11 protein-coding genes are annotated in these 11,831 nt (G+C 55.8%); 7 read left to right on the top strand and 4 right to left on the bottom strand.

The genetic code is table 11. The annotated features are described in order from the left end of the window. Window positions 1-59 precede the first annotated feature (59 nt). The 4 genes from L2I46_RS24030 to map form a co-directional block, all read right to left on the bottom strand. Window positions 60-446: a DUF3461 family protein gene (locus L2I46_RS24030; protein ID WP_002889292.1), complete on the bottom strand. Its 387-nt coding sequence runs from the start codon at window positions 444-446 to the stop codon at window positions 60-62. 107 nt (window positions 447-553) lie between these two features. After that, window positions 554-1,378, bottom strand: a complete 825-nt coding sequence (dapD, locus tag L2I46_RS24025) for a 2,3,4,5-tetrahydropyridine-2,6-dicarboxylate N-succinyltransferase (protein ID WP_002889295.1) — start codon at window positions 1,376-1,378, stop codon at window positions 554-556. Window positions 1,379-1,408: 30 nt separating this feature from the next. Then, window positions 1,409-4,072: a bifunctional uridylyltransferase/uridylyl-removing protein GlnD gene (gene glnD, locus L2I46_RS24020; RefSeq protein WP_023292044.1), complete on the bottom strand. Its 2,664-nt coding sequence runs from the start codon at window positions 4,070-4,072 to the stop codon at window positions 1,409-1,411. A 57-nt stretch (window positions 4,073-4,129) separates the two neighbouring features. Further along, a complete protein-coding gene (gene map, locus L2I46_RS24015) occupies window positions 4,130-4,924 on the bottom strand; it encodes a type I methionyl aminopeptidase (protein WP_004204446.1) in 795 nt (264 codons plus the stop codon). A gap of 323 nt (window positions 4,925-5,247) precedes the next feature. Between map and rpsB the strand changes: the two genes are divergently transcribed. The 7 genes from rpsB to cdsA all read left to right on the top strand — a co-directional run bounded on the left by rpsB (window position 5,248) and on the right by cdsA (window position 11,822). Next, the gene (rpsB, locus tag L2I46_RS24010; protein WP_004204447.1) at window positions 5,248-5,973 is read left to right on the top strand and encodes a 30S ribosomal protein S2; all 726 of its coding nucleotides are present in this window, start codon (window positions 5,248-5,250) and stop codon (window positions 5,971-5,973) included. Window positions 5,974-6,092: 119 nt separating this feature from the next. Further along, window positions 6,093-6,944 (top strand): translation elongation factor Ts, encoded by an 852-nt coding sequence (gene tsf, locus L2I46_RS24005; protein WP_004151930.1) that lies wholly within the window; start codon window positions 6,093-6,095, stop codon window positions 6,942-6,944. Between the two features lie 147 nt (window positions 6,945-7,091). Next, a complete protein-coding gene (gene pyrH, locus L2I46_RS24000) occupies window positions 7,092-7,817 on the top strand; it encodes a UMP kinase (RefSeq protein WP_002889306.1) in 726 nt (241 codons plus the stop codon). A gap of 150 nt (window positions 7,818-7,967) precedes the next feature. Beyond that, window positions 7,968-8,525, top strand: a complete 558-nt coding sequence (gene frr, locus L2I46_RS23995; RefSeq protein ID WP_002889308.1) for a ribosome recycling factor — start codon at window positions 7,968-7,970, stop codon at window positions 8,523-8,525. Between the two features lie 228 nt (window positions 8,526-8,753). Beyond that, window positions 8,754-9,956, top strand: a complete 1,203-nt coding sequence (gene ispC, locus L2I46_RS23990; protein WP_044521082.1) for a 1-deoxy-D-xylulose-5-phosphate reductoisomerase — start codon at window positions 8,754-8,756, stop codon at window positions 9,954-9,956. A gap of 237 nt (window positions 9,957-10,193) precedes the next feature. Then, window positions 10,194-10,952, top strand: a complete 759-nt coding sequence (gene ispU, locus L2I46_RS23985) for a (2E,6E)-farnesyl-diphosphate-specific ditrans,polycis-undecaprenyl-diphosphate synthase (protein ID WP_032429282.1) — start codon at window positions 10,194-10,196, stop codon at window positions 10,950-10,952. Between the two features lie 12 nt (window positions 10,953-10,964). Further along, the gene (cdsA, locus tag L2I46_RS23980) at window positions 10,965-11,822 is read left to right on the top strand and encodes a phosphatidate cytidylyltransferase (protein ID WP_023292047.1); all 858 of its coding nucleotides are present in this window, start codon (window positions 10,965-10,967) and stop codon (window positions 11,820-11,822) included. Window positions 11,823-11,831: the final 9 nt, after the last annotated feature.

Raw genomic sequence — 11,831 nt, 5'->3', positions numbered from 1 at the left:
CTGTCGGTAGCGGTTTGATACCGCCAGCCCGGTCAGGCGACGCGCCGCCGGGGATGCGCTTACTTACGGGTGAGCTTTTCCAGATCGGCTTCGATTTCGCTGATCTTATTGGTGACCACGCTTTCCAGATGGCGTAAATCGTCGAGGATTTTACGCTTGAGATCGATTTCAGTGCGATCGCGCTGGCAGATCTGATCCAGCTCATCGATGACGTAGCGCAGATTGGGGCTGATCTCCTGGACCTCTTTGTAGCCCTGGCCGACGCCGTCGGCGACGACGGTTTTGCGCTGACGCGGATATTTGAACTTCACGCTCTTGGCGAAGAATTCGCCTTTGTCTTTCTGAAAATAGATTTTCAGAATGTCGTTGTTAGCTTCCTGCCGCAGGCTATAGCGATCGATCTCATCAGGGTTGGTAATGCCAAGACTTTTCAGATTATCGTACATAACGGTACCTTTGATAGCATCATAACCATTGAATAATTAACGAAAAAATCCATTCTCGCCAGCATCAAATATAAAAAAAGCGGGATATCTCCCGCTTTTTATTTGCTTTAGTCGATGGTGCGCAGCAGTTCGTTAATGCCGACCTTGCCGCGAGTTTTAGCATCGACTTTCTTCACGATCACTGCGCAGTACAGACTGTATTTACCATCTTTCGACGGCAGGTTGCCTGACACCACTACCGAGCCAGCCGGCACGCGGCCGTAGAAGACTTCGCCGGTTTCGCGATCGTAGATTTTGGTGCTCTGACCCAGGTAAACGCCCATGGAGATCACGGAGCCTTCTTCGACAATCACCCCTTCAACTACTTCAGAGCGCGCGCCGATGAAGCAGTTATCTTCGATGATGGTCGGGTTCGCCTGCAGCGGCTCCAGTACGCCACCGATGCCGACGCCGCCGGACAGGTGAACGTTTTTACCGATCTGCGCGCAGGAGCCGACGGTGGCCCAGGTGTCAACCATGGTGCCTTCGTCAACGTAGGCGCCGATGTTAACGTAGGACGGCATCAGCACGGTGTTGCGGGCGATGAACGCGCCCTGGCGCACCGCTGCCGGCGGCACCACGCGGAAACCTTCTTTCTGGAAACGCGCTTCGTCATAGTCAGCGAATTTCATCGGTACTTTATCGAAGTAGCGGCTTTCCGCACCATCGATAACCTGGTTATCGTTAATACGGAAAGAGAGCAGTACCGCCTTCTTCAGCCACTGATGCGTCACCCACTGACCGTCGATCTTCTCAGCGACGCGCAGCGCGCCGGAATCCAGAAGGGCAATAACCTGGTTAACCGCTTCGCGGGTCACGGTATCCACATTGGCCGGCGTGATGTCGGCGCGACGCTCAAAGGCGGACTCAATAACGTTCTGTAACTGCTGCATTGTTTCTTTCCATTCACTAAAAAAAATACGTCACCCTTTATCGTTTGGATTGAGGGCCGCTGTCAACCGTTGTTGCACTTCTTGTTGCAGCTCATTATTAAGGGCACGCCGGTCGGCGGTAGCGATTATAAATAAATCTTCTACTCGCTCACCAATTGTCGTAATTCGCGCCCCGTGAAGCGAAATTCCGAGGTCGGCGAACACCTGACCGACGCGGGCGAGCAGCCCGGGCTGGTCAAGGGCAATCAGCTCGAGAAACGATTTGCGATCGGTATGGGTCGGCAGGAAATTCACCTCGGTGTCCACCGAAAAATGACGCAGCTTTGCCGCCTGACGACGGGGCGCCGGGGGCTCCCAACTGCGCTGGGTGATGGTCTGTTCCAGACCCTGGCGGATCGCCTCGTGGCGGTCGGCGGACAGCGGACTGCCGTCAGGCTCAAGGACGATAAAGGTATCCATCGCCATGCCGTCGCGGGTGGTGAAGATCTGCGCGTCGTGGACGCTGAGGTTGCGACGGTCCAGTTCGCCACACACCGCGGCGAACAGGTAAGGGCGATCCGGGCTCCAGATAAAAATCTCCGTTCCGCCGCGAGTGGCCTGCGAGCTCAGGAGGATCATCGGCTTATTCAGATCGTGGCGCAGCAGGTTGCGGGCGTGCCAGGCGAGCTGCGTCGGCGTATGTCGCACGAAATAGTTGGCGCGGCAGCGGTTCCAGATTTGATGCAGCGCCTCTTCATTAATATTGTCCATCCGCAGCAGGGCCAGCGCCTGCAGCTGATGGTGACGCACCCGTTCGCGCATGTCCGGGGTGCTTTGCATGCCGCGACGCAGCTGTTTTTCAGTGGCGAAATAGAGTTCGCGCAGCAGGCTCTGCTTCCAGCTGTTCCACAGGGTTTCGTTGGTGGCGCAGATATCGGCGACGGTCAGGCACACCAGATAGCGCAGGCGATTTTCCGTTTGCACCTCCTCGGCGAACTGCTTAATCACTTCCGGATCCTGAATATCGCGCCGCTGGGCGGTGACCGACATCAGCAGGTGGTGACGCACCAGCCAGGCGACCAGCTGCGTTTCACGGGAGTTCAGCCCGTGCAGTTCGGCAAATTTCAGCACATCCTGTGCGCCGAGGATCGAGTGGTCGCCGCCGCGCCCTTTGGCGATGTCGTGGAACAGGGCGGCGATTAAAATCAGCTCCGGGTGCGTTAAGCGCGGCCACAGTTCCACGCACAGCGGGTGGCGGCTACGGGTCTCTTCTTTAGCAAAGCTCTCCAGCTTGAGCATCACGCGGATGGTGTGTTCATCGACGGTGTAGGCGTGAAACAGGTCGAACTGCATCTGGCCGACGATATGAGACCACTGCGGCATATAGGCCCACAGCACGCTGTGACGATGCATCGGCAGCAGTCCGCGACTCACTGCCCCCTGATGGCGCAGCATGCTGAGAAAGAGCGTGCGCGCCTCCGGGATATAGCACAGCGGCTGGGTCAGATGGCGGCGGGCGTGGCGCAGATGGCGCAACGTCGTGGAGTAGATGCCGGTGATGGTGCTGTTGCGCACCATGATATAAAACATGCGCAGAATGGCCTGCGGCTCGCGAATAAACAGCGTATCGTCACGCAGATCGATCAGCGTGCCGCGCAGCTGGAAATCATCATCGATCGGGCGCGGTTTTTCATCCTCGGTCAGGGCGAGGATGGCCTCTTCAAACAGCTGCAGCAGCATCTGGTTCAGCTCACTCACCCGGCGGGTGACGCGGAAGAAGTCCTTCATCATATGCTCAATCGGCTGGTTGCCGTCGCCTTCATAGCCGAGCCGGCGGGCGACGCTGAGCTGGCGGTCGAAAAGCAGGCGGTTGTCATAGCGAGTGAGTTCGAGATGCAGCGCGAAGCGGATACGCCACAGCTGGTGCAGACACTCGTTGAGCTCATTGCGCTCGGCTTCGGTCAGAAAGCCGAAGCCGACCATCTCATCCATCGAGGTGGCGCCGAAATGGCGGCGAGCCACCCACTGTAGCGTATGGATATCGCGCAGGCCGCCGGGGCTGCTTTTCACGTCCGGCTCGAGGTTATAGCTGGTGCCGTGATAGCGCTGATGACGGACGTTCTGCTCTTCGACTTTCGCGGCGAAGAACTTTTCTGATGGCCAGAAGCCGTCGCTAAAAATATGTTTTTGCAGTTCAAGGAACAGCGCGACGTCGCCGATCAGCAGGCGCGATTCGATTAAGTTGGTGGCGACGGTGAGATCCGAAAGCCCTTCCAGCAGACACTCTTCGAGAGTGCGCACGCTGTGGCCTACCTCCAGTTTGACGTCCCACAGCAGCGTCAGCAGTTCGCCGACCTTTTGCGCCTGGTCGTCCGGCAGCTTTTTGCGGCTGAGGATCAGCAGATCGACGTCAGAGAGCGGATGCAGCTCGCCGCGGCCATAGCCGCCGACGGCCACCAGCGCCAGGTCGCAGACGGATTCAAAGCCGCAGGCGATCCACAACCGCTGCAGCAACTGGTCGATAAATTCGGTGCGCGCCGCAATGAGCTGCTCCGCGGCGATACCGGCGTCAAACGCCTCGCCCAGCCAGTGCTGAAAGGTATCGATGTGCGCCTTAATTGCAGCACAGTTCAGATCGCCCTGCGGCCAGCTCACCGGATGTTCCGGCGGGATGGGCAGAAGGGGGGAGGCTGTGTCAGGTAATGAGTTGCTCATCGCGTCACCATAAGAAAAAACTATCTAATAAAAAAGCCGGCGGGCGCCGGCTTTTCATCATTCATCGTGCGAGATTATCGCCGGGATGGTGTCATCCTTACGTAGCGTCAGAATTTCGCAGCCGTTGTCTGTCACCACAATAGTATGCTCGTACTGCGCAGACAAGCTCCGGTCTTTGGTTTTCACCGTCCAGCCGTCTTTCATGCTGCGGATCTCTTTTTTACCGGCGTTGACCATCGGCTCGATGGTGAAGGTCATGCCTGGTTTGAGCACGACGTTGGTTTCCGGCGAGTCGTAGTGCAGCACCTGCGGCTCTTCATGGAAGCCGCGGCCGATGCCGTGACCACAGTATTCGCGAACCACGGAGAACCCTTCCGCTTCCACATATTTCTGGATCGCCGCGCCGATGGTGCGCAGGTTGATGCCCGGCTTCACCATCTTCAGCGCCAAGTACAGGCTTTCCTGAGTGATGCGGCACAGGCGCTCGCCGAGAATCGTCGGTTTGCCGACGATAAACATTTTGGAGGTATCGCCATGGAAATCATCTTTAATGACGGTCACGTCGATATTCACGATATCGCCATCTTTCAGCAGCTTGCCGTCGTCAGGGATACCGTGACAGACCACTTCGTTGACCGAAATGCAGACGGATTTCGGATAGCCGTGATAGCCGAGACAGGCGGAAATGGCCTTCTGCTCGTTAACGATATAGTCGTTACAGATACGGTCCAGTTCGCCAGTGCTGACGCCCGGCTTAACCCAGGGTTCGATCATTTCCAGCACTTCAGCGGCCAGACGACCGGCAACGCGCATTTTTTCAATATCTTCAGATGTCTTAATAGAGATAGCCATGGAGTATGTCCAGCAGTGTCGATATTTTCGACAATAATAGAGTAAGTCCTGTCAATGGTAACAGTCCGGGCAGGCTGGTGCCAAACTGAGAATCATTAACAGCACGTGACGTCAACAAGAGTTGGTGTCTGGATGGATTTTGTGATATAAAGCGCGCCGGACTTCCGTTCCATCTCAGATACACAAGGATGGGACGTAAGCGACATCGCTCACTTTGTGTAATAACACACACGTATCGGCACATATTCCGGGGTGCCCTTCGGGGTCGGTAATATGGGATACGTGGAGGCATAACCCCAATTTAATCTATAGAGGTTTTAAACATGGCAACTGTTTCCATGCGCGACATGCTCAAGGCTGGTGTTCACTTCGGTCACCAGACCCGTTACTGGAACCCGAAAATGAAGCCGTTCATCTTCGGTGCGCGTAACAAAGTTCACATCATCAACCTTGAGAAAACCGTACCGATGTTCAACGACGCTCTGGCTGAACTGAACAAGATCGCTGCTCGTAAAGGTAAAATCCTTTTCGTTGGTACTAAGCGCGCTGCAAGCGAAGCGGTAAAAGACGCTGCTCTGAGCTGCGACCAGTTCTTCGTGAACCATCGCTGGCTGGGCGGTATGCTGACTAACTGGAAAACCGTTCGTCAGTCCATCAAACGTCTGAAAGACCTGGAAACTCAGTCCCAGGACGGTACTTTCGACAAGCTGACCAAAAAAGAAGCGCTGATGCGTACTCGTGAGCTGGACAAGCTGGAAAACAGCCTGGGCGGTATCAAAGACATGGGCGGCCTGCCGGACGCACTGTTCGTTATCGACGCTGACCACGAGCACATCGCTATCAAAGAAGCAAACAACCTGGGCATCCCGGTATTTGCTATCGTTGATACCAACTCTGATCCGGACGGCGTAGACTTCGTTATCCCGGGTAACGACGATGCAATCCGCGCAGTAAGCCTGTACCTGGGCGCTGTTGCTGCTACCGTTCGTGAAGGTCGCTCTCAGGACCTGGCTTCTCAGGCGGAAGAAAGCTTCGTAGAAGCTGAATAATAAGGTTTAAGCCCTTATTAGTACCGTGTATGAATAGGGGCCCATTATCGGCCCCTTTTTTCAATTTACGCTGTTTGGCCGTTGGCCGGGCAGTATCCACATCTCCCGAGGATTTTAGAATGGCTGAAATTACCGCTTCCCTGGTAAAAGAGCTGCGCGAACGTACTGGCGCAGGCATGATGGATTGCAAAAAAGCGCTGACTGAAGCGAATGGCGACATCGAGCTGGCAATCGAAAACATGCGTAAATCCGGCGCGATCAAAGCGGCGAAGAAAGCAGGCAACGTGGCTGCTGACGGCGTGATCAAAACCAAAATCGAAGGCAACTACGGTTACATCCTGGAAGTTAACTGCCAGACTGACTTCGTTGCTAAAGATGGTGGTTTCCAGGCATTTGCTGACAAAGTACTGGACGCCGCTGTTGCGGGTAAAATCTCCGACGTTGAAGTTCTGAAAGCGCAGTTCGAAGAAGAACGTGTTGCCCTGGTTGCTAAAATCGGTGAGAACATCAACATCCGTCGTATCGCTGTTCTGGAAGGCGACGTTCTGGGCAGCTACCAGCACGGTGCGCGCATCGGCGTTCTGGTTGCCGCTAAAGGCGCTGACGAAGAGCTGGTTAAGCAGCTGGCAATGCACGTTGCCGCAAGCAAGCCGGAATTCGTTAAGCCGGAAGACGTGTCTGCTGAAGTGGTAGAGAAAGAGTACCAGGTTCAGCTGGACATCGCGATGCAGTCCGGTAAGCCGAAAGAAATCGCAGAGAAAATGGTTGAAGGCCGCATGAAGAAATTCACCGGCGAAGTTTCTCTGACTGGTCAGCCTTTCGTCATGGAGCCGAGCAAATCTGTTGGTCAGCTGCTGAAAGAGCACAACGCTGACGTGACTGGCTTCATCCGCTTTGAAGTGGGCGAAGGCATCGAGAAAGTTGAGACTGACTTTGCAGCAGAAGTTGCTGCGATGTCCAAGCAGTCTTAATTTTTACAAGGAGCCGCCTGAGGGCGGCTTCTTTTTGCGCCCATTTTGTAAATTCAGCCAACTGCTTATAGTGACCGCGCTGAAATGCGACATACAATGTCGCCGGAATTCTCACATCTCATTCGTTGACAGTCTCAGGAAAGAAACATGGCTACCAATGCAAAACCCGTCTACAAACGTATTCTGCTGAAATTAAGTGGCGAAGCGCTGCAGGGCTCAGAAGGCTTCGGTATTGATGCAAGCATACTTGACCGCATGGCTCAAGAGATCAAAGAGCTGGTTGAGCTGGGTATTCAGGTTGGCGTAGTAATTGGTGGCGGTAACCTGTTCCGTGGTGCTGGTCTGGCGAAAGCGGGTATGAACCGCGTTGTGGGCGACCACATGGGCATGCTGGCTACGGTTATGAATGGCCTCGCGATGCGCGATGCGCTCCACCGCGCCTATGTGAACGCTCGTTTGATGTCCGCCATTCCGCTGAACGGCGTGTGCGACAACTACAGCTGGGCAGAGGCGATCAGCCTGCTGCGCAACAACCGCGTGGTGATCCTTTCCGCGGGTACCGGCAACCCGTTCTTTACCACCGATTCCGCAGCCTGCCTGCGCGGGATTGAAATTGAAGCCGATGTGGTGCTGAAAGCCACCAAGGTTGACGGCGTATTCACCGCCGATCCGGCCAAAGATCCTTCCGCCACGATGTACGATCAGCTGACCTACAGCGAAGTGCTGGAAAAAGAGCTGAAAGTGATGGATCTGGCGGCCTTCACCCTGGCGCGTGACCATAAATTGCCGATTCGCGTCTTCAACATGAACAAACCTGGCGCGCTGCGTCGCGTGGTGATGGGCGAAAAAGAAGGCACATTGATCACGGAATAATTCCCGTCAGCGCCAAATCCGGGTAAGATTCCGCTTTACTTTCGCGGGGATATTACCCGGTGATTTTCATTAAATCTGACTATACTTAGCTCATTTTCCGACGGGTGCCCCGTCTGGTCTGACTGAGACAAGCTTTCAAGGATTCGTAACGTGATTAGCGATATCAGAAAAGATGCTGAAATCCGCATGGAAAAATGCGTCGAAGCATTCAAAAACCAAATCAGCAAAATTCGCACGGGTCGTGCTTCTCCGAGCCTGCTGGACGGGATTGTTGTTGAATACTACGGTACGCCGACCCCGCTGCGCCAGCTGGCCAGCGTCACCGTCGAAGACTCCCGTACCCTGAAAATCAACGTCTTTGACCGTTCTATGTCCGCGGCTGTTGAAAAAGCGATCATGGCGTCCGACCTCGGTCTGAACCCAAGCTCTGCCGGTAGCGATATTCGTGTTCCGCTGCCGCCGCTGACCGAAGAGCGTCGTAAAGATCTGACCAAGATCGTGCGTGGTGAAGCTGAACAGGCGCGCGTTGCCGTACGTAACGTTCGCCGCGACGCCAACGACAAAGTCAAAGCGCTGCTGAAAGAGAAAGAGATCAGCGAGGATGACGATCGCCGTTCTCAGGACGACGTGCAGAAAATGACTGACGCCGCCATCAAGAAAGTTGACGCGGCGCTGGCAGACAAAGAAGCGGAACTGATGCAGTTCTGATGCTCTGCCCTTACTCGGGCCTGACAGCGTCTGGCCTGAGTAAAATCCGAAACGCCGTACAGAAGACTGTACGCTCAATTCTCGGGATTGCGTTGCGACCGCTGGCCTTGTAGCCTTTAGCGCTAAGTTGAAGGCCTGATGCCGCCGTCTTATCCCTGATAATTGCTGCGTAGGGGCTTGCTGGCGGCGTTTTGCTTTTTATTCTGTTTCCACTCTTCTGGACGTCTCATGAAGCAATTAACCGTTCTCGGTTCGACCGGCTCCATTGGCTGTAGCACGCTGGACGTGGTACGCCATAATCCCGGTCGCTTTTCCGTCGCCGCGCTGGTCGCGGGGAAAAACGTTGACCGTATGGTTGAACAATGCCTTGAATTTACCCCCCGTTACGCCGTGATGGACGATGCGCAAAGCGCTGAGCGGTTGCGCACCCGTCTGCAGGAACATGGCTGCCGTACCGAGGTGCTGAGCGGCCAGCAGGCGGCGGCAGAGGTCGCGGCGCTGGAGGAGGTCGATCAGGTGATGGCGGCTATCGTCGGCGCGGCGGGTCTGGTGCCGACGCTGGCGGCGATCCGCGCCGGAAAAACGGTGTTGTTAGCGAATAAAGAGTCGCTGGTGACCTGCGGTCGCTTGTTCATGGAGGCGGTTCAACGGTCGGGGGCGCGATTGCTGCCGGTCGATAGCGAACATAACGCGATTTTTCAGAGTATGCCGGAGACAATTCAGCAGCATCTGGGATACGCTGACCTGGCGCAGAATGGCGTTTCGTCCATTCTGCTGACCGGCTCGGGCGGGCCTTTCCGCGAGACAGCGGTAGCTGAACTGGCGGCGATGACGCCGGATCAGGCCTGCCGTCATCCCAACTGGTCGATGGGACGCAAGATCTCCGTCGACTCCGCCACGATGATGAACAAAGGTCTGGAATATATTGAAGCGCGCTGGCTGTTTAACGCCTCGGCCCGGCAGATGGAGGTCCTTATCCATCCGCAGTCGGTGATCCACTCGATGGTTCGCTATCAGGACGGCAGCGTGCTGGCGCAGCTTGGGGAACCGGATATGCGCACCCCGATCGCCCATACCATGGGCTGGCCGCAGCGGCTGAACTCCGGGGCTAAGCCGCTGGACTTCTGTCAGCTGAGCAATCTGAGCTTCTCCGCGCCAGACTATACGCGGTATCCGTGCCTGAAGCTGGCGATGGAGGCGTTTGACGTCGGCCAGGCGGCGACCACCACGCTGAATGCGGCCAATGAAGAGTCGGTTGCCGCGTTTCTGCAGGGCGATATCCGCTTTACCGATATTGCGGCGGTTAACCTGGCGGTGCTGGATAAGATGAACCTGCTGGAGCCGCAAAGCATTGATGACGTTCTGGTTATCGACGCTGAGGCCCGCGCGGTTGCTCATCAACAGCTGAAGCGGTTGGTCACCCAGGCGTAACGCGGTGATATTTGTGGGCGCAAAGCTTCAGTGATATAGTCTGCGCCACCCGATCGTTGCATTTTGTTGTTGAAGATTACGGTGGCCGTGGCAAAACACGGCTTTTTTGCGTAAAGCTTTTGGTTGTTCTCTGCGATTGGCTGCAGCCCCGGCACCGGATAAAAATGCGTATCCAGCGCGGCCCGGTGGCCTCTGTTTGGTGGCTAGTTAATCCTTATTATGGACTTAAAACGCGTGATGTTGTCTGCTAATCAAACTGTCAGCGAAATATCGCCTACACATGGCTGCCGTCATGTCGCCATTATTATGGATGGCAACGGCCGTTGGGCGAAACGGCAAGGTAAAATTCGCGCTTTCGGGCACAAGGCCGGTGCGAAATCCGTGCGTCGCGCGGTCTCTTTCGCGGCGAATAATGGAATTGAGGCGTTAACGTTATACGCGTTCAGCAGCGAAAACTGGAACCGTCCGGCTCAGGAAGTCAGTGCGCTGATGGAGCTGTTCGTCTGGGCGCTGGATAGCGAAGTCAAAAGCCTGCACCGACACAATGTGCGTTTGCGGATTATTGGCGACACCACGCGCTTCAATGCGCGCCTGCAGGAGCGTATCCGCAAAGCGGAAGCGCTGACCGCGAACAATACCGGCTTAACGCTGAATATTGCGGCCAATTACGGCGGTCGCTGGGATATTACCCAGGGCGTTCGTTTTCTGGCGAAACAGGTACAGGACGGGACGCTGCTGCCTGAGCAGATCACGGAAGACATGCTGAGTCAGCAGGTCTGCATGCATGAACTGGCTCCCGTAGATTTAGTTATTAGGACCGGGGGAGAGCACCGAATAAGTAATTTTCTGATTTGGCAAATTGCCTATGCCGAACTTTACTTTACGGATGTTCTTTGGCCCGATTTTGCTGAACAGGACTTTGAAGGTGCACTCCATGCCTTTGTTAATCGAGAGCGTCGTTTCGGCGGCACTGAGCCGGGTGGCAGTCATGCCTGATGGGGGTCACTTTTGCTGAAGTATCGCCTGATATCTGCTTTCGTCTTAATCCCCGTCGTCATTGCGGCGCTGTTTTTATTGCCGCCGATGGGGTTTGCTATCGTGACCCTGGTGGTCTGTATGCTCGCCGCGTGGGAGTGGGGGCAACTGAGCGGTTTCACCTCGACGTCGCAGCGGGTCTGGCTGGCGGTGTTGTGCGGCCTTCTGCTGGCGGCGATGCTGTTTTTGCTGCCGGAATACCATTATGACGTTCATCAACCGATGGTTGAAGGCTCGCTGTGGGCCTCTTTCGCCTGGTGGATCGTCGCGCTGCTGCTGGTGCTCTCTTATCCGGCGTCGGCGGCATTCTGGCGGCACTCGAAAGTGCTGCGCCTTATCTTCGGTATCCTGACCATCGTCCCGTTTTTCTGGGGCATGCTGGCGCTGCGCGCCTGGCATTATACCGATAACCATTACAGCGGCGCGCTGTGGCTCCTGTATGTGATGATTCTGGTCTGGGGCGCGGACTCCGGCGCCTATATGTTTGGCAAAATGTTTGGCAAGCACAAGCTGGCGCCGAAGGTCTCGCCGGGGAAAACCTGGCAGGGCTTTTTTGGCGGTTTGCTGACCGCGGCGGTGATCTCCTGGGCCTACGGGGTGTGGGCCCATCTTGACGTTACGCCAACGGTGCTGCTGGTCTGTTCGGTGGTGGCAGCCCTGGCTTCGGTGCTGGGCGATCTGACGGAAAGTATGTTTAAGCGCGAGGCCGGCATTAAGGATAGCGGGCACTTGATTCCCGGACATGGCGGTATTCTCGATCGTATCGACAGCCTGACGGCGGCGGTGCCGGTCTTCGCCTGTCTGCTACTGTTGGTCTTCAGGACGATTTGACGGAAGGTT

This window comes from Klebsiella sp. 2019SCSN059 (assembly GCF_021739525.1).
Lineage (GTDB): Bacteria > Pseudomonadota > Gammaproteobacteria > Enterobacterales > Enterobacteriaceae > Klebsiella > Klebsiella quasipneumoniae.
This window is presented reverse-complemented; position numbering and strand designations above follow the sequence as displayed.

Excerpts from the sequence above, each read along its gene's own strand:
- L2I46_RS24030 (WP_002889292.1), bottom strand. The coding sequence starts at position 446 with ATGTACGATAATCTGAAAAGTCTTGGCATTACCAACCCTGATGAGATC.
- dapD (WP_002889295.1), bottom strand. The coding sequence starts at position 1,378 with ATGCAGCAGTTACAGAACGTTATTGAGTCCGCCTTTGAGCGTCGCGCC.
- glnD (WP_023292044.1), bottom strand. The coding sequence starts at position 4,072 with ATGAGCAACTCATTACCTGACACAGCCTCCCCCCTTCTGCCCATCCCG.
- map (WP_004204446.1), bottom strand. The coding sequence starts at position 4,924 with ATGGCTATCTCTATTAAGACATCTGAAGATATTGAAAAAATGCGCGTT.
- rpsB (WP_004204447.1), top strand. The coding sequence starts at position 5,248 with ATGGCAACTGTTTCCATGCGCGACATGCTCAAGGCTGGTGTTCACTTC.
- tsf (WP_004151930.1), top strand. The coding sequence starts at position 6,093 with ATGGCTGAAATTACCGCTTCCCTGGTAAAAGAGCTGCGCGAACGTACT.
- pyrH (WP_002889306.1), top strand. The coding sequence starts at position 7,092 with ATGGCTACCAATGCAAAACCCGTCTACAAACGTATTCTGCTGAAATTA.
- ispC (WP_044521082.1), top strand. The coding sequence starts at position 8,754 with ATGAAGCAATTAACCGTTCTCGGTTCGACCGGCTCCATTGGCTGTAGC.
- ispU (WP_032429282.1), top strand. The coding sequence starts at position 10,194 with ATGTTGTCTGCTAATCAAACTGTCAGCGAAATATCGCCTACACATGGC.